The organism is Rhizobium sp. BR 249 (genome assembly GCF_047445895.1).
In the GTDB taxonomy this organism is placed as follows: domain Bacteria; phylum Pseudomonadota; class Alphaproteobacteria; order Rhizobiales; family Rhizobiaceae; genus Rhizobium.
In genome coordinates this window covers 13,083-29,166 of record NZ_JARWKX010000026.1, presented here as the reverse complement: position 1 = coordinate 29,166, position 16,084 = coordinate 13,083, and the positions used below count along the sequence as shown (strand labels likewise).

The 16,084-nt window shown below is 61.2% G+C and carries 22 protein-coding genes; 14 read left to right on the top strand and 8 right to left on the bottom strand.

Going from position 1 to position 16,084, the window contains the following annotated elements:
- Positions 1-9: 9 nt before the first annotated feature.
- From arsC to QD408_RS21820, 4 genes are read right to left on the bottom strand one after another with little or no spacing between them, the layout of a single operon-like run.
- The gene (gene arsC, locus QD408_RS21835; RefSeq protein ID WP_414140731.1) at positions 10-432 is read right to left on the bottom strand and encodes an arsenate reductase (glutaredoxin); all 423 of its coding nucleotides are present in this window, start codon (positions 430-432) and stop codon (positions 10-12) included.
- Entirely contained in the window at positions 429-1,124 is a 696-nt protein-coding gene (locus tag QD408_RS21830) for an MIP/aquaporin family protein (protein ID WP_414140730.1), read from the bottom strand. The genes arsC and QD408_RS21830 overlap by 4 nt, the downstream gene beginning before the upstream one ends.
- Entirely contained in the window at positions 1,124-1,654 is a 531-nt protein-coding gene (locus QD408_RS21825; protein WP_414140729.1) for an arsenate reductase ArsC, read from the bottom strand. The genes QD408_RS21830 and QD408_RS21825 overlap by 1 nt, the downstream gene beginning before the upstream one ends.
- Complete coding sequence (locus QD408_RS21820; protein WP_414140727.1) at positions 1,651-2,007, bottom strand: ArsR/SmtB family transcription factor; 357 nt, start codon at positions 2,005-2,007, stop codon at positions 1,651-1,653. Before QD408_RS21820 ends, QD408_RS21825 begins: the two co-directional genes overlap by 4 nt.
- A gap of 42 nt (positions 2,008-2,049) precedes the next feature.
- On the opposite strand from QD408_RS21820, the gene QD408_RS21815 reads away from it, so the two are divergent.
- From QD408_RS21815 to QD408_RS21795, 5 genes are all read left to right on the top strand, one after another.
- Positions 2,050-2,574, top strand: a complete 525-nt coding sequence (locus QD408_RS21815; RefSeq protein WP_088685153.1) for a DUF6428 family protein — start codon at positions 2,050-2,052, stop codon at positions 2,572-2,574.
- A gap of 119 nt (positions 2,575-2,693) precedes the next feature.
- Entirely contained in the window at positions 2,694-3,197 is a 504-nt protein-coding gene (locus QD408_RS21810) for a DinB family protein (protein ID WP_414140725.1), read from the top strand.
- Between the two features lie 9 nt (positions 3,198-3,206).
- Positions 3,207-3,821 (top strand): TetR/AcrR family transcriptional regulator, encoded by a 615-nt coding sequence (locus QD408_RS21805; protein WP_414140724.1) that lies wholly within the window; start codon positions 3,207-3,209, stop codon positions 3,819-3,821.
- Between the two features lie 191 nt (positions 3,822-4,012).
- Complete coding sequence (locus tag QD408_RS21800; RefSeq protein ID WP_088685150.1) at positions 4,013-4,843, top strand: response regulator; 831 nt, start codon at positions 4,013-4,015, stop codon at positions 4,841-4,843.
- Positions 4,844-5,026: 183 nt separating this feature from the next.
- Positions 5,027-6,358, top strand: a complete 1,332-nt coding sequence (locus tag QD408_RS21795; RefSeq protein ID WP_414140723.1) for a diguanylate cyclase — start codon at positions 5,027-5,029, stop codon at positions 6,356-6,358.
- 426 nt (positions 6,359-6,784) lie between these two features.
- On the opposite strand, the gene QD408_RS21790 is transcribed toward QD408_RS21795, so the two are convergent.
- Together QD408_RS21790 and QD408_RS21785 are read right to left on the bottom strand one after the other, a co-directional pair.
- Complete coding sequence (locus QD408_RS21790) at positions 6,785-7,804, bottom strand: GlxA family transcriptional regulator (RefSeq protein WP_088683892.1); 1,020 nt, start codon at positions 7,802-7,804, stop codon at positions 6,785-6,787.
- Positions 7,805-8,098: 294 nt separating this feature from the next.
- The gene (locus tag QD408_RS21785; protein WP_088683891.1) at positions 8,099-8,299 is read right to left on the bottom strand and encodes a hypothetical protein; all 201 of its coding nucleotides are present in this window, start codon (positions 8,297-8,299) and stop codon (positions 8,099-8,101) included.
- Positions 8,300-8,544: 245 nt separating this feature from the next.
- Here QD408_RS21785 and QD408_RS21780 point away from each other — a divergent pair, with 245 nt between their 5' ends.
- Together QD408_RS21780 and QD408_RS21775 are read left to right on the top strand one after the other, a co-directional pair.
- Positions 8,545-8,778 (top strand): DUF2171 domain-containing protein, encoded by a 234-nt coding sequence (locus tag QD408_RS21780; protein WP_088683890.1) that lies wholly within the window; start codon positions 8,545-8,547, stop codon positions 8,776-8,778.
- A gap of 90 nt (positions 8,779-8,868) precedes the next feature.
- Complete coding sequence (locus QD408_RS21775; protein WP_003564288.1) at positions 8,869-9,054, top strand: DUF3008 family protein; 186 nt, start codon at positions 8,869-8,871, stop codon at positions 9,052-9,054.
- A gap of 17 nt (positions 9,055-9,071) precedes the next feature.
- Here QD408_RS21775 and QD408_RS21770 read toward each other — a convergent pair whose 3' ends face one another.
- Positions 9,072-9,791: an MgtC/SapB family protein gene (locus QD408_RS21770; protein ID WP_414140722.1), complete on the bottom strand. Its 720-nt coding sequence runs from the start codon at positions 9,789-9,791 to the stop codon at positions 9,072-9,074.
- Positions 9,792-10,015: 224 nt separating this feature from the next.
- Between QD408_RS21770 and greA the strand changes: the two genes are divergently transcribed.
- The 6 genes from greA to QD408_RS21740 all read left to right on the top strand — a co-directional run bounded on the left by greA (position 10,016) and on the right by QD408_RS21740 (position 14,402).
- On the top strand, positions 10,016-10,498 hold the full coding sequence (greA, locus tag QD408_RS21765; RefSeq protein ID WP_414140721.1) for a transcription elongation factor GreA: 483 nt from the start codon (positions 10,016-10,018) through the stop codon (positions 10,496-10,498).
- Between the two features lie 118 nt (positions 10,499-10,616).
- A complete protein-coding gene (gene speD / locus QD408_RS21760; protein ID WP_414140720.1) occupies positions 10,617-10,997 on the top strand; it encodes an adenosylmethionine decarboxylase in 381 nt (126 codons plus the stop codon).
- A 99-nt stretch (positions 10,998-11,096) separates the two neighbouring features.
- Positions 11,097-11,948, top strand: a complete 852-nt coding sequence (locus tag QD408_RS21755; protein ID WP_414140719.1) for a DUF350 domain-containing protein — start codon at positions 11,097-11,099, stop codon at positions 11,946-11,948.
- 10 nt (positions 11,949-11,958) lie between these two features.
- Complete coding sequence (locus tag QD408_RS21750) at positions 11,959-12,615, top strand: hypothetical protein (protein ID WP_414140718.1); 657 nt, start codon at positions 11,959-11,961, stop codon at positions 12,613-12,615.
- Positions 12,612-12,848, top strand: coding sequence for a hypothetical protein (locus tag QD408_RS21745; protein ID WP_414140717.1), 237 nt, complete (start codon positions 12,612-12,614; stop codon positions 12,846-12,848). The genes QD408_RS21750 and QD408_RS21745 overlap by 4 nt, the downstream gene beginning before the upstream one ends.
- A 3-nt stretch (positions 12,849-12,851) precedes the next feature.
- Entirely contained in the window at positions 12,852-14,402 is a 1,551-nt protein-coding gene (locus QD408_RS21740; protein WP_414140716.1) for a polyamine aminopropyltransferase, read from the top strand.
- A 60-nt stretch (positions 14,403-14,462) separates the two neighbouring features.
- On the opposite strand, the gene QD408_RS21735 is transcribed toward QD408_RS21740, so the two are convergent.
- Positions 14,463-15,356, bottom strand: a complete 894-nt coding sequence (locus tag QD408_RS21735) for a LysR family transcriptional regulator ArgP (protein ID WP_414140715.1) — start codon at positions 15,354-15,356, stop codon at positions 14,463-14,465.
- 98 nt (positions 15,357-15,454) lie between these two features.
- Here QD408_RS21735 and QD408_RS21730 point away from each other — a divergent pair, with 98 nt between their 5' ends.
- Positions 15,455-16,063, top strand: a complete 609-nt coding sequence (locus QD408_RS21730) for a LysE/ArgO family amino acid transporter (protein ID WP_414140714.1) — start codon at positions 15,455-15,457, stop codon at positions 16,061-16,063.
- The last annotated feature ends 21 nt before the right edge of the window (positions 16,064-16,084 follow it).

Sequence of the window (16,084 nt, the reverse complement as noted above, 5' to 3'; positions counted from 1 at the left end):
CCCGCAGGGTCAGACGATCCGCTTGCCTTCCGCATCGAGCACCTTCTCGCCGTCTTCCTTGGTGAAGGCGCCCTTGTGCGTTTCCGGCAGGATTTCGAGCACAAGTTCCGATGGCCGCGACAGGCGTGTGCCGAGCGGTGTGACGACGAAGGGCCGGTTGATCAGGATCGGATGCGCCAGCATGGCGTCCAAAAGCTGGTCGTCCGTCAGAGCGGGATCGTCGAGGCCGAGTTCGGCGTAGGGCGTGTCCTTCTGGCGAATGGCATCGCGCACCGTCAGCCCGGCATCGGCGATTATCTTGATCAGATCCTCACGCGAGGGCGGCTCCTTGACGTATTCGATGATCGTGGGTTCGATGCCGGTGTTGCGGATCATCGCCAGCGTATTGCGCGACGTGCCGCAGGCCGGATTGTGGTAGATGGTGACGTTCATAGTTTTGCCTCTGACGATAGCGTTGACGAAGCGCCGGGCTGCAGCAGCCAGGTGAACAGGAGAAGGGCTGCGACAGCGCCTGTTATTTCGGCAATCCAGAATCCGGGAAGATCGATCGGGCGGATGCCGGAGAAACTGTCGGTCAGCGAGCGGGCCAAGGCGACGGCCGGATTGGCGAAGGAGGTCGAGGCGGTGAACCAGTAGGCGGCGGTAATATAGAGCCCGACCAGCCACGGCACCGCCTTCTGCTCGAAGCGGATGCCGGCGAGAATGATGGCGACCAGCCCGAAGGTCGCTACACCTTCGGAAAACCATTGCGCGCCGCCGGTGCGCACCTTGCTCGACAATTCGACGATCGGCAGGGCGAATATCAGATGGGCGACGACGGTTCCGACGATGCCGCCGGTGATCTGCGCCAGCACATAGCCGGCGAGATCGCGTTTCGCCAGCGCGCGCGACATGGCAAAGACCAGCGAGACGGCCGGATTGAAATGGGCGCCGGAAATCGGCCCGAGCACGGTGATCAGCACCACCAGGATCGCGCCGGTCGCGAGCGTGTTGCCGAGCAAAGCGAGCCCGACATCCCCAGTCAACGAGCTTGCCATGATGCCCGACCCGACGACGGTTGCGACCAGCATGGCGGTGCCGAGGGCCTCGGCCACCAGCCGGCGCGGCAGATCGAACGACGCCATCAGCCGGCCCCTGCCGGTTTTGCGGTCGCGCCTTCCATCGCGCCGATCTGGCGCAGATGCTGCTCCAGCGCCAGCTTGTCGATCGACGACAAGGGCAGGCTGAGGAAGGCCATGATCCGGTTCTTGAGGAAGCGGGCGGCCTCTGCGAAGGCGCGGCCCTTCTCGACCTCGCTGCCCTGGACGGCGGCCGGATCCTCGACGCCCCAGTGAGCGGTCATCGGATGGCCGATCCAGACCGGGCAGGCTTCGCCATGGGCGCTGTCGCAGACGGTGAAGATGAAATCCATCTCCGGTGCGCCGGGCTTGGCGAACTCGTCCCAGCTCTTCGAACTGAAACCGGCCGAGGGATAACCCAGTGCCGCGAGCTCCTTCAGCGCCAGGGGATTGACCTCGCCCTTCGGCTGGCTGCCGGCGGAATAGGCTTTGAACCGGCCCTTGGCTTCGGTCTCCAGGATGGATTCAGCCAGGATCGAGCGGGAAGAATTGGCGGTGCAGAGAAAGAGCACATTGTAAACGCGGTCTGTGGTCATTGCAGTTCCTCCTTGATTGCAGGTGCACAGCATGCGGCGACAGTGGCGGCGGGGGCGCAGATCTCGGCGTTGCCGCCGCAGCAATCCTCCATCAGGAAGCGGATCAGGCCGCCGAGCGCCTCGTAATTGGCGGTGTAGATGATCGAACGGGATTCACGCTGCTGGGCGATCAGGCCGGCTCGTTCCAGCTCCTTCAGATGGAAGGAGACATTGGAGGGGGAGACGTCCGCCCTTTCGGCGATGGCGCCCGCCGCCATTCCGTCAGGACCCGATACGACAAGCATGCGAACGATCTGGAGGCGCGTTTCCTGCGAAAGCGCGCCGAATGCGGCGAGGGCTTGACGTTGATCCATATTTCAATAATCCTTGAATTGTTGAAATGAGGATTAGCGCAAATGAATGTCATCGACAACGGTAAAATTCAAGCGGAAGACATCAACCTGGGCCTGCTGCTCAACGCGCTCTCCGGCGACAAAGACGCGCCGCTGGTTTTTCACTACGACGGCCGGCCGGTGAATCAGGGCTATCATATCACCGAGGTCAAGGCGGGCCAATTCGCAGGCCTCGATTGCGGCGCCAATCCCGAGGCATGGACGGAGATCTTCATCCAGCTTTGGGACATCGAGGAGGGCGAGCGCACGCATATGCCGGCCGGCAAGTTCCATGCGATCATCCGCAAGGTGACGGAGCACGTACAGCTCGACGGCTCCGCCAGGCTCACCTTCGAGGTCAGCGACGGCGTGCGGCCGATGCAGCTTTATTGCGCGGCGATGCCGGTTTCATGCGCCGGTACGATGCATGTCGAGTTGTCGCCGAGGCCGGCAAGCTGCAAGCCGCGCGACCGGTGGCTGGCGGAAGAAAACGAGAAGGCGGCGGCTTGCTGCGGACCGGCAGCGGCAAGGACCGGGTGCTGTGCCTAAGACCCCGTGAAACTGCGTGCGGGCAGCGTCACGGTTGTTGACTGACCATCAGTCAGTGGCGTAAACAAGAGCAGCCGGCTTGATGTCGGCGCCATCCGTTTCACCGCCCGGAGATCGCCATGAGCGCGCGGACCTTGCTGAATTCCCTGTTCCGATACAAAGCCAGCATTGACGAGGAACTTCTGGACGCGCTGAGCGCGCTCGGCGAAGAGGGCCGATCCGATGCCTTTTCCTCGGCCCTTCGTGTGCTCAACCATGCCCATCTCGTCGACCGCATCTTCGCAGCCAATCTTCAGCGGGAGGTTCACGACTACACGGCGAGCTGGAGCAGCGTCACGCCGCCTTTGGCGCAGCTTTCGGCCGATATCAGGGAGACGGACCGTTGGTATGTCGACTACACCTCGCGTATAACGCCAGATGAAATGGAAGAAGTCGTCGACTTCACCTTCACCGATGGCGGGCGCGGGCGCATGTCCCGCGAGGAAATGCTGGCGCATGTGGCGACGCATGCCGGTTATCATCGCGGGGAGGTCGGTCGTCTGCTGCCTGAAATCGAAAACGCCGCGATGCGCGACGTGTTTGCCGGCTACCTGCACAGGGCCGAGCCATCGCGCCGCCAGTGAGAATGGACCATGCCGGCCGATCCCGTTTCAAAACCGAGAACCAAGCCTGCTGAAGAGCGCCGCGACGAACTGATGACCGCGGCCGAGCGGCTGTTCCTGGCAAAGGGCGTGGAGCAGACCACCATCGAGGAGATCACATCAGGGGCAGGGGTCGCCAAGGGCACCTTCTACCTGCGCTTCTCCTCGAAGGCCGATGTTCTGGAAGCGCTGCGCGGCCGCTTCGTGCAGGGCGTTCTGGACGGTATCGTCGCGGCAGTCGAGGGACAGCGGCAGGAGGATTGGCGCGGCAAGCTGGCGGCGTGGTCGGCCGCCTGCGCGACCGGCTATCTCGATGCGGCCGGCCTGCATCACCTCGCCTTCGTGGCGGCGCCTCCGGCAACGCGGGAAGGGCTTTCCAGCAACATCCTGATCGCGCATCTGAGCGAGCTCATCGCCGCCGGGGCAGCCGATGATGCCTGGGCGGTCGACGATCCCGGCTTTACGGCGGTGTTTCTGTTCAATGCCCTGCATGGCGTGGTCAATCAGCCCGGCATCGCCGAGACCCCGTCGGCCCGCGCCGAATTGCTGCATAAGATCGAGGCGCATTTCCTGCGTTCGCTGGGTTTGGTGCTTGGGGGCAGTTGAACTGCCATTCCCCGTTGCGGGCGCTCATCACCCGTTCCGCGCGGGAATTTCTTAATCATATCCGCAAAGAAACCGGAGCCGGCGCACCTGGTTGCATCTTCGTTTCATATCGGGACGCGCTGATTAATAATTATTCAAATCAATTGATGTATCAAATCGACCCGGGGACAGATTTACATCAAAGGTTTGCTATGGCGTTTCTAGGTATTTCGGGGATGCAATATTCCGGGGAAATGTTTGCCGGTGCGCGGATTATTGTCGCGGAAGATTCCAACGTATTCACCTCGATGATCAGCAAACGCCTCAAGGAGCTGTTCGACATCGATGTCGAGATCTGCCGCAGCTTCGAGGATCTGCAGTTTTCCTACGACAAGTCTTCCGAGCCGATCACGCTGGCGATCTCGAACATCAACCTGCCCGGCGCCGAAAACGGCGAAGCGCTGGAATATCTGGTCGATCTCTCCATTCCCACCATCGTCTTCACCGGCACCTTCCAGGAAGGCATGCGCGACAAGCTGATGGCCAAGGATATCGTCGATTACATCCTCAAGGACAATGTCTTCGCCGTCGACCTGCTGGCGGAATCGATCTGCCGGTTCCTGACCAATCATCGCCATCACGTGCTGATCGTCGACGACAGCGCCACGGCGCGCGCTTTGCTGTCGAGCCGGCTGAAGCGCTATAATTTCCGCGTCAGCACCGCCGAAAACGGCGTCAAGGCGCTGGAGATCCTGAAGGCCAATCGCGATATCGGCCTGATGATCACCGATTACAACATGCCCGACATCGACGGGTTCGAGCTGACACGGCGCATCCGCGCCCATATCGGCTCGCATGAATTGCGCATCATCGGCGTTTCCTCCTCGTCGAACCGGCTGCTTTCGGCACGGTTCCTGAAGGCCGGCGGCAATGATTTCATGCTGCGCCCCTTCATCGACGAGGAATTCTACTGCCGCGTCAACCAGAACCTCGACACGCTGCTGCAGATCCAGTCGATGCGTAAGGAGCGGGCGGTTGCCTGACGGCCGCTCCAGAGGGATGGCGAGGAAGCCGGGGGCTGTCTTCGGCGGCGTACGTCGAATTTCTGCAATTGCAAGTAATCCTATTATTTGTCCCCTTCACGCGGATGGGCCTCTCGGCTATCGTCCGCCGCGCCGGGGGGAGGGCCGAGTCGAGCCCGTGAGGCGCATGGGGGAGTAGCGGCCGTGGCTTTTCAGGGGGATTTCCAGCGGGATGGCATCGGGCTGCGCTCCAGCGGCCTCAAGATACTTCTGGTTGAAGATTCCAGGATGTTTTCCGCCGTGCTCTGCCACCGGTTCCAGACGGAACTCGGCCTTACCGTCAAGTCCTGCTCGTCGCTGAAGGCGCTTCGCAGGGAACTTTCCGACGATGGTCACGGCTACACCATGGCCGTCGTCGATCTCAACCTGCCCGACTCTCCCTATGGCGAGGCGCTCGACTGCACGATCGAGCACGACATCCCGGCCATCGTCTTTACCGCGACATTCGATCTCAATACGCGCAACAAGATCATGGAGCGCAATGTCATCGATTATGTGCTGAAGGACAACGAGTTCGCGCTCGACAACCTGGTCGCGACCGTGCGCCGCGCGATCTCCAACCGCAAGACGCGGGTGCTGGTCGTCGACGATGTCGTTTCGGCCCGCCAGGTGCTCGTCGATCTCCTGAAGGCGCAGCAATATCTCGTCGTCGAGGCGAATTCGGGGCTCGAGGCGCTCGCTGCACTCGAAGCCTATGGCGATATCGAACTCGTCGTCACCGACCATCACATGCCCGATATGAGCGGCTACGAATTGACGCGGCGCATCCGCCATCGCTTCGGTTCGGACCGGCTGCGCGTCATCGGCGTTTCCTCCTCCAACGACCGCATGCTGTCGGCCAGCTTCCTCAAGGCCGGCGCCAGCGACTTCGTCTACCGGCCCTTCGTTGCCGAGGAGTTGCAATGCCGCATCGCCAACAATGCCGAGACGCTGGCGCAGATGCGCCAGCTCAGGGCGGCGGCGGCCTGCGATTACCTCACCGGCCTCTATAACCGCCGCTATTTCTACGATAACGGCCCGAAGCTGGTGAATGAGTGTCTGCGGCTGAAAGTGCCGAGCTCGGTTGCCATTCTCGATATCGACCATTTCAAGCGCCTGAACGATACATACGGCCACGAGATCGGCGACAAGGTGCTGAAGGCGGTCGCAAACAGGCTGTTCACGATCTTCGAGGGCAGCGACAATCTGCTCTCGCGCCTCGGCGGTGAAGAATTCGCCATCCTCTTCCCGCAGATGGATTCGGCCGCCGCCACCAAGCTCTGCGACGAGATCCGCTCGGACATCTCACGGCTGAAGGTCACGGCCGACGACGAGGATCTCGGCGTCACCATCTCGATCGGCATTGCCGAAATCGGCAGCTACGAAACCTTCGAAAATTATCTCAACGCCGCCGACCAGTTCCTCTACATGGCCAAGCACCGCGGCCGCAACCAGGTCTATTCCGACGCCAGGATGACGGAGGAGGCGGCGCAGTAGGGGCGTTTCTGGTTTCATGGCGCGTCATCAGTCGCCGCGCCTGCCACTCATCCCGCTATCCTCGTTCTAAGTACCCGGTAGCCGAGGTGAGAGCGCCGACGTTTCGATTCCCTCTTCTCCCCAGCGGGGAGAAGGTGCCCGTAGGGCGGATGAGGGGGCCGGAGACGCAGGCCTTTCAACAGTGCTTATGCAGTCTTCTACCATGATTGGGCATGCGGTTTCCGCCTGCGTGCCGGGATGGTTTACGATGGAAAGGGTGTCCCGTGTGGCCCCCTCATCCGCCTGCCGGCACCTTCTCCCCGCTGGGGAGAAGAGAATATGCCGCGCCATCTTCGCTCCTCGACCGCTCTCGAACAGCACGTTCTCGCCCGCGACCGGAGGCAGATGCTCGGGACAAGCCCGAGCATGACGATGAGATGTTGCGTCTCAAGCCGCAACCGCCTGCCGTGCCGTCGCCATGGTGGTCTTGCGCTCGGCGCGTTCCTGCTGCGGCGAGCGGTGGTAGAGTTCGCGATAACACTTGGAGAAATGCGAGGCCGAGACGAAGCCGCAGGCGACGGCGACTTCGACGACGGGCATGGAGGACTGCACCAGCAGGTGGCGGGCGCGGTCGAGGCGGATTTCGAGATAGTAGCGCGCCGGCGAGCGCCCCATCTCCTGGCGGAACAGCCGCTCGATCTGGCGGCGGGAGAGGCCGGCGCCGTCGGCGATCTCGATCAGCGACAGCGGTTCGGCGAGATTGCCTTCCATCAGTTCGATGATCGACAGGACCTTGGCGTTCTGCACGCCGAGGCGGGCGCGCAGCGGCAGGCGCTGGCGGTCATGCGGGTTGCGCACGCGGTCGGTCAGGTGCTGCTCGCAGATACGGTTGACGAGGCTTTCGCCGAAATCCTCGCCGATGAGGTTCAGCATCATGTCGAGCGAGGCGGTGCCGCCGGCGCAGGTGTAGAGATTGCCGTCGACCTCATAGAGGTCGGCATAGACCTCTGCCTGCGGAAAGGCTTCGGAAAAGCCCGGCAGGTTCTCCCAGTGGATGGCGCAGCGCTTGCCGTTCAGGAGGCCGGCCTGGGCCAGCACATGCGCGCCCGTACAGAGCGACCCGACGGCGACGCCGCGGTTATAACATTCGCGCAGCCAGGCATTGACCGACTTGTTGTTGAATTCCTCGATATCGATGCCGGAACAGACGAGCACCATGCCGGGCCGGTTTTCCCCGCCGAGATGGCGGCGCTCTTCGGCGAGCGATGAATTCGCCTCGATGCCGATGCCGCAGGAAGAATAGACCTTCTCTCCATCGACGGAGGCGAGCCGCCAAGTATAGGCCTGATAGCCGAGCATGCGGTTGGCGATGCGCAAGGTGTCCACGGCCGCCGAAAAGGGCAGCATGGTGAATTGCGGTACCATAAAGAAGACCAGTGAACGCTTCTTGATCTGCATCCTGTTCATAGCGAAATCCATGCTCGAGGAACGATGACCTATTCGTTGCGCGGAATGCGTCGCGCCGATGTCCTGAAAGCGACACTCGCATGGAAAAAAGCGGCCGTGAAGAGCAAATATGCGACATTGACCGCGATTTGACTGCCGGAACCGTCGTCAAACCGGGAACAGGGCGGAGGATGGGCCTGCAGGCGGCGGAAATTCGGGATCGAAAGCGGCTATGAATTGGACAGCCAGGAGACGAAAAAGGCGGTGCTGCGTGAGGCAGGCGCCGCCCTCATCGGGGAAGAAATGTCGCATTCATTACATGGTCCGGTGTTTGCTGTCGTCCGTGCTCGGCCAGCCGATGTCCTTGCGAATGTCGAACGGCATAGCTTCGATTTCGCGGGCGGTCCGCCAGCGGGTCCAGGCGAGCACCAGCTTGTGGGCGTAATCTGCCAGAGCAAAGTGGAATTCGCCTGATGTATGGGTCTTACCGTGACCCCGATAGGTAAGCGTGGTCATTTTTCGGTTCCTTTCCTGAGCCGGGACATGGCAGCGATGGGAGGTTCGTTCCATGTCCATGCTGTAAATATGGGCTCTCGGAACCCATCATTCAAACGAATAGAGCTTATGGATAACATCAACGAGATTGAATGATCGGCGTGCGCCGGCAGCGGAGAATCCGGGTTGCGGCAAAGGGCCTTGGAACCAACTCCGCTCCCCATCGTTGCGGCCTGGTAACTGCCAGTGACGCAAAGGAGGAAACGATGATTTCCGCAGATCAGATTCGTGAACATATGGAAGTTCTGACCGCCGACGGCACCCATGTCGGGACGGTCGATCATCTCGATGGTCCCAGCCGTATCAAGCTGACCAAGACCGACTCCGAGGACGGCAAGCATCACCTGATCCCGCTCGACTGGGTCGATCATGTTGATGCTCACGTTCACCTGTCGAAGAACGCACGGGATGTCCGCAGCCAGTGGGCCACCATCAACTGACGCGCGATCGGCTGCGGCTCCGGCCGCAGCCTTCGCCGCAAGCGAAGGAAAGTTTGATCGAGCGGGCTCCGTCCTCAGAAGGAGATCGATATGCCAGCCAAATCCAAAGCCCAGCAAAAGGCTGCCGGCGCCGCGCTTTCGGCCAAGCGCGGCGAGACGCCGAAGAAGGAGCTCAAGGGCGCTTCGAAGCAGATGGTCGAATCCATGAGCGAAAAGCAGCTCGAAGAGTTCGCTTCGACCAAGAGGAAGGGCAAACCCGAACACGCTTCGAAATAGGGCAGGGTTCCCTTGGATCAGGTCGCCGTCGACTGCATCGAGAATTCCGCGATTTCATGCGCCTCGGAGACGGCAGCCAGGATCGCACGGGCGGATGCGTCCGGATCTTTCGCGAGCCAGCGCAGCTCGAAGGTCGTCCCCATGCGGCCGTCTTCGGTCCGTTTCAGCGATCCGAACAGCGCGCTGCATTCGAGGGGGCCAAGCACAGCCGACAGGTCGGGAATGTCGGAGCTCGACCCGTAGAGGACGAGCGTCGCCTTGCGTTCGCAGCGCAGCCAGGTATCCAGCCGTTTCATTGGCGAAAGCACGATGAAGGCAACCATGGTTGCGATCGTTCCGGTCACGATCTGTCCGCCGCCGAAGCAGAGGCCGACGACGGTCATGAACCACATGGTCGCGGCCGTCGTGACGCCGGTCATCGTGTCACCACGCCTGAGAATCGCGCCGCCGCCGATGAAGCCGACACCCGTCAGCACGCCGAGGGGAAAGCGCAGCACGTCCATCTGCGTGAAATAACTAAAGGTTTTTCCGTAGGTCGATAGAAGGAGGTTCGCCTGGATCATCGCCAGGCAGGCGGCAAGCGCCACCAGGATCGTGGTCCTGAAGCCCGCCGCATGACCGCCGCGCTCGCGGTCGAGGCCGATGAGGCCGCCGGCGACGACGGTCAGTGCGATGCGCGCGGCTAGATCCCACCAACTCGGCGTCAGCGGCATGGCGTCGGTCAGGAAGGAGGGCATGGCCTGTTCCTGACTGCGTTGCCGCTCCTTCGCTGCCGGCCGGGCATTCGATCCTCCTGCGCTACGGTGCTTCTGGAGGGAATAAACGTCATGGCGGCCAGGACGTTCCCGGCAGACGGAAGCCGCAAAGTTGGCGGTTCATCGGCAGCCGGTGTATGTATGGTTCCAAATTGGGGCAATCGCCCCTGATGATAAGCGCATAGCGCCTGCAATGGAGTTCAAGATTGGCTGTCGCCTTCACCAAGGAAGAGAGTTTCGAAACCGCTTCGGAAACCCTGCTGCCGGACCGTCCGATTTCGCCGCATCCGAACCTCGTCACGGAAGCGGGATTGAAGGCTCTGGAGCAGCAGTTCCAGGCGGCGCGAGAGGCCTATGACGCCACAAGCACGATCGACGACGTGAACGAAAAGCGGCGGCAGGCGGCCGGCCCCTTGCGCGATCTGCGGTATCTCGCGGCAAGACTCCGCAGCGCCCAGCTGATGCCCGAACCCGCGTCCACGGACGCCGTGGCATTCGGCAGCACCGTAACCTTCGGCCGCGACGACGGGCGCGTGCAGACCTATCGCATCGTCGGCGAAGACGAAGCCGACCCCAAGGCCGGATCGATCTCCTACGTTTCGCCGGTGGCGCGGCTTCTGATGGGCAAGGCTGTGGGCGACGTGGTGGAGTCCGGCGGCCAGGAGCTGGAAATCATCGCCATCGCTTGAGCGCACGATCGCGCCGAAGCATGTCGTCGCGGCACAAAATGCCCATGGTTGGAATTGGCACTAGCGTGGCTATCCCGGGTGGAGATATGCAGGAGTTCCAATATCAACAGGAACTTGCATGCCCTTCAAGACATCCGATGCGCCTGGCAAGACGGATTATCCGCCGGGCACCCACGTCCTGCTCGATTTTTGGGGTGCGCGAGGGCTGCAAGATGCGGCCTTCATAGAGGCGGCGATGCGTGGCGCTGCCGAGGCCTGCGGCGCGACGGTTCTGGAAACGCGGCTGCATCAGTTCGGCGCCGGTGGAGGCATTACCGGGGTCGCTCTCCTGGCTGAATCGCATATCAGCATCCACACATGGCCCGAGACGGGATATGCAGCGCTGGATATTTTTCTCTGCGGAGCTTGCCGGGCGGAGGATGCGATCGAACCGCTGAAGACCAGTTTCATGCCGTCCCACGCAACGGTTGCGACCGTGGAGCGCGGCCGGCGATACTGATTTTTACATGTGAAAGTTGCGCTTTTACTATTGAAGCCGCACCAGGCAAAGAATACACGTTTTCATCCCTCCTATTTTCAACCTCCGCAGGACGCTGACATGGATTTCCGAGGACTTGCGGTGGACGATATCGTCCGGGCGCCGGCCTTCATCCTCCTTTATCTCGGTCTCATCCTGACCGCGAAATGGTTCAAGGCTCTGGCGGTCTCCTATAAACTCGACGAGGAGCTTGCGCGGAACGACAATCTCGCCGTCGGGCTTTCCATGTCCGGCTATTATCTTGCAACCGCAGCCATTTATGTCGCGGCGCTCTACGGACCGGCAGGCGGCCTCGTCCACGACCTCGTCGTCGTTGGCGGCTATTCGCTGCTCGGTATCGGCCTGCTCAATCTCGCGCGCTGGTTCAGCGATCGGGCGGTGCTGCGCAAGTTCGACGATACCCACCAACTGGTCAACGAGAAGAACATCGGCGTCGGGGCCGTACATTGCGGGGCCTACATCGCAACCGGCTTGGTCATCGCAGGCTCGATATCGGGCGAGGGCGGCGGCCTGTTGTCGGTCATCGTCTTCTTCGTGCTCGGCCAGTTGTCGCTGTTGCTGTTCACGCTCGTCTACGAGCGGCTCCTGCCTTATGACATTCATGAAGCGCTGCGCGGCAGGAACGTCGCCAGCGGCGTCGCTTTCGCCGGTCATCTCGTCGCGCTCGCGATCATCATCATGAACGCCTCGGCCGGAAACTTCGTCGACTGGGGAAAAGATCTGACCGAGTTCTTCATTGCCGATGTCGCCGCCTTCATCTTCCTGCCGATCCTGCGGCTGGTGATGGACCGGATGACCATTCGCGGTCAGTCGCTCGGCGGCGAGATCCGGTTGGACGCCAATGTCGGGGCAGGTCTGCTGGAAGCGACGATGGCTGTGTGTTTTGCCGTCGTTCTTGCTTTCCTGATTTGAAGGCGGCGCCGTGCGGACGGATTTTTCACGGAAACACCAACCAGAATTCCGGTTGCTGCCTGCTGAAGACGAGGGGATCCAACTCGGCTATCTGGTGGCGGTTTTCTTCTTCTTCAGCGTGCTCAGCTTGATCACCGCCTTGAAGTTCAGTGAACCCGTGGAAACGCTCTATAACGGCGCAGTGTCGTTTCGTCCTCAGCCCGTTGCCGAGGAGGTGGAGCCGCTCGAAGCCGGGGAGGAGTATGCCGCCAATAACTATGCCTTGATCGGCCCGTTCACGATCGACAGGCGCGGCCAGGTGGTCAAGGTGGAGATGAGTATCGCGCAGCCCGCTCTCAATACCTGGTGCTTTGTCGAGGCCGAGCTGTTGGACGAGGAACAGGATTACCTGCTCTCATTCGGCCAGGAGCTCTGGCACGAGACGGGAAGGGACGACGAGGGCTTTTGGGATGAGACCGAGAAGAGCTCGGAGATGAAGCTCACAATTCCTCAAAGCGGCAAATACTACTTCAATATCAGAACCCAGGGTAATTTTCGGCCCGACCACATATTCGTGACCGTCACTATGCCCTATGCGAGCAGCATACCTCATACGCTCTTCGGCATCCTGACTTTGGTGATCGGTGCAGTTTTGCAAAAAATCAGAAGAATGAGCAAAAGTTCATGAACGCGAGAACTCGAAACGTGCTCTGCATCGTGACTGCTGCGCTGGCATTCCTCTACGTCATGCTCTTTTACATGGCGCTTCACGGCTACGGCTATGCCGGTCACGGCGGCTTTCACATGCCGGCCTCGGCCTGGTATTCCAGCCAGGTCGAAGTCTACCAGGAGCGCAGCAACCGGTCGGGCAGCGCCGGCGGCGCGCACCTGCTGGGCGGCGGGCCGGAAAGCGGCAAGTAGCCGATGTCGGAAGAAGCGACGGACCGGACCGGAAACGGCAACCGCAGACAGATCGCAGCGCTGATCTTCTCGGCTTTCATCTCCGGCCTTTGTTCGATCATCTACGAACTTCTGATCGCCACCACCGCCTCCTATTTCTTAGGGGACAGCGTCAAGTTCTTCTCGCTGACCATCGGGATCTACATGGCCTCGATGGGTGTCGGCACCTATCTTTCGAAATTCATCGACCGGGAGATCCTGGCGCGTTTCGTCGCAATCGAGCTGGCGCTGGCCGGGCTTGGCGGCCTCAGCATCCCGATCCTCTATTTCGCCTATGCATGGACGGGCCTGTTCATTCACGCCTACCTGTTCCTGACCATCGCCATCGGCATGCTGATCGGCTTGGAAATCCCGTTCCTGACGCGGCTGATGGATCGCTACAACCCGCTCAAGGTCAATATCGCCAACATCCTGTCCTTCGATTATTTCGGGGCGCTGGTGGCGACGATCGCCTTTCCCTTCGTCCTGCTGCCCTTTTTCGGCATCTATCAATCGTCGCTGCTGTTCGGCTTCGCCAATATGTCGATCGGTTTTGCGATGCTGCGTGTCTTCGGGGCGGAAATCGGCGCCGGCGCCCGCAGGCTCATGCGGCTGACGGTCGCGCTCACCGGCCTGCTGACCGCAATGATCCTGCTGTCGCATTATTTTCTCAACTATTGGGATCAGGCGCTCTACGAGGACAGGATCGTCCATGCCGAGCAGACGCGCTTTCAGCGGATCGTGCTGACGCGCGACCGGGACGACCTGCGCCTTTATCTCGACGGCAACCTGCAATTCTCCTCGGTCGACGAATATCGCTATCATGAAGCGCTGGTGCATGTGCCGATCTCGTTGCGCTCTGCCGCGCCGCGGCGCGTGCTTCTGCTCGGCGCCGGCGACGGCATGGCCGCCCGGGAATTGCTCAAATATCCCGACCTCCAGCAAATCGTGATCGTCGATCTCGATCCGCGTATGATCGCGCTCGCTCAAGACAATCCCTATGTCAGCGCGCTCAACGGCAACAGCCTGCGCTCGCCGAAAGTGAAGATCGTCTTCGCCGATGCCTTCGGCTATCTGCAGGAGAACACCGAGCCATTCGACATGGTGATCGCCGATCTGCCCGATCCCAACAACAACGCGCTCGCAAGGCTCTATTCGAAGCAATTCTATCAGCTGGTGCATCGCAGCCTTGCTGCGGGCGGCGTGTTCGTCACGCAGGCGACCAGCCCATATTATGCGCCGCGCGCTTTCTGGAGCATTGCGGACACTGTGAGGGCAGGCGGCTTTGCCAATATCTACCCTTACCATGTCAATGTGCCGTCCTTCGGGGAGTGGGGCTTCGTGCTTGCAAGCGACGCCAGGCTTAATATGGCAAAGCCTGAACTCTCTGTGGAGACGCGCTTTCTGCAGCCGGACGGCGTGAAGACGTATTTTGAGTTCGATAAGGATATCGCCAGGGAGAATGTCAGCATCAGCACGCTCGATCGGCCTGTCATCCTCGATTATTACCTGGCGGGCTGGGAGCATTATCGCTGACGAGATTGCGCCTCATGCCGGTACAGCGCCACGGGGTCGCGAGGATGCTGCTTTGATGCGTCAGAGATTGCGCTTTGCCACCGCGACGACTTCGCGCGTCAGATCCGCAAGGCGGTCGGCGGCAAGCCGGTTTATCTGCCAGTAGAGGGGCACGTCGAGCGGCGTGCCGGGAACGAGCTCCACCAGCCGTCCCGACGCCAGATGCTCGCGGGTGAGCTGGATCGGGTTCATGCCCCAGCACATGCCGGAAAGGCTCGCCTCGACGAAACTCTGCGGCGATGGCAGCCAGTGGGTGGGGTAATCGAGGTCGCGGCCGAAAGTTCTGCGTATCCAGTCGCTCTGCAGCCTGTCCTTCTGATTGAAGGTCAGCGCCGGGGCGTTGCGGATCGCCTCTGATGTGACGCCATGGGGAAAGTGGCGCGCGACGAATTCGGGGGTGGCCGTGGCGTGATAGCGCAGCGTACCGAGCGCGAAACGCCGGCATCCCCGGACCGGCTTTTCCAGGCTGGTGACGGCCGCGATCACGCGGCCGCGCTGCAGCCATTCGGCGGTGTGGTCCTGGTCGTCGACGGCAATGTTCAGGAGATAGGAAGAGTTCCTGGCAAAGTTCGATATCGCCTCCACGAACCATGTGCCGAGGCTGTCGGCATTGGTCGCGATCTGCAGCGTCACCCTTTGGCGCGGCTCGTCGGGATCGACGAGGGCCGGCAACTGTCCGAGGAGCTCGGCTTCGAGCATGCCGACATTCTCCATGTGCCGGCAGAGCCAGTCTCCCTTTTCGGTGGCCGTGCAGGGGCTGCCTCTGACGATCAGGACGACGCCGAGGCGCTCTTCGAGCTGCTTGACGCGCTGCGAAACGGCGGAAGGCGTCACGTTCAGGACAGCCGCGGCGCGTTCGAAGCTGCCGGTCTGGACGACGGTCGCGACGGCGCGCAGGGCAGGGTAATCGAGCATGATTAGTTTCACTTAATCAGGGTAATCCAGATTAAGTAGCCTAAATTAGTTGTTGGCGATACCGCAACTTATCGAGATAAGGGGCATTTGCCGAAAAGATGAGTTTTTCGATCTATATTACCGGCCTGATGATGGGCCTCAGCCTGATTGTCGCGATCGGCGCACAGAACGCCTTCATCCTTCGCCAGGGCCTGCGCAACGAACACGTCTTCGCCGTCTGCCTTACCTGCGCGCTCTCCGATGCGGCGCTGATCCTGCTCGGCGTCACCAGCCTCCAGCAGATCGCCACGCTGCTGCCCTGGCTCGATCCTGTCATGCGCTATGGAGGAGCGGTGTTTCTGGCCTGGTACGGCGCCAAAAGCCTCTATTCCGCCTTTCGCTCGAACGCCGCGCTGACGGCGACGGAGGCGACAACGGCGAGTTTTCGGCAGACGCTCGCGACCTGCCTCGCACTGACCTGGCTCAATCCGCATGTCTATCTCGACACGGTCGTGCTGCTCGGCACGATCTCGACGCGCTATCCCGGACAGCAGGCTGCCTTCGCCGCAGGCGCTGTGACCGGCTCCTTCCTGTTCTTCTTTGCCCTCGGCTACGGCGCGACGCGGCTGCGGCCGATCTTCTCCAAGCCGTCGTCCTGGCGGATGCTGGAAACGCTCGTCGCGTTTACGATGTGGATCATCGCGTTCAAGCTGCTGGGCGGTATGTGATCAGGGCGGATACTTCAGCCG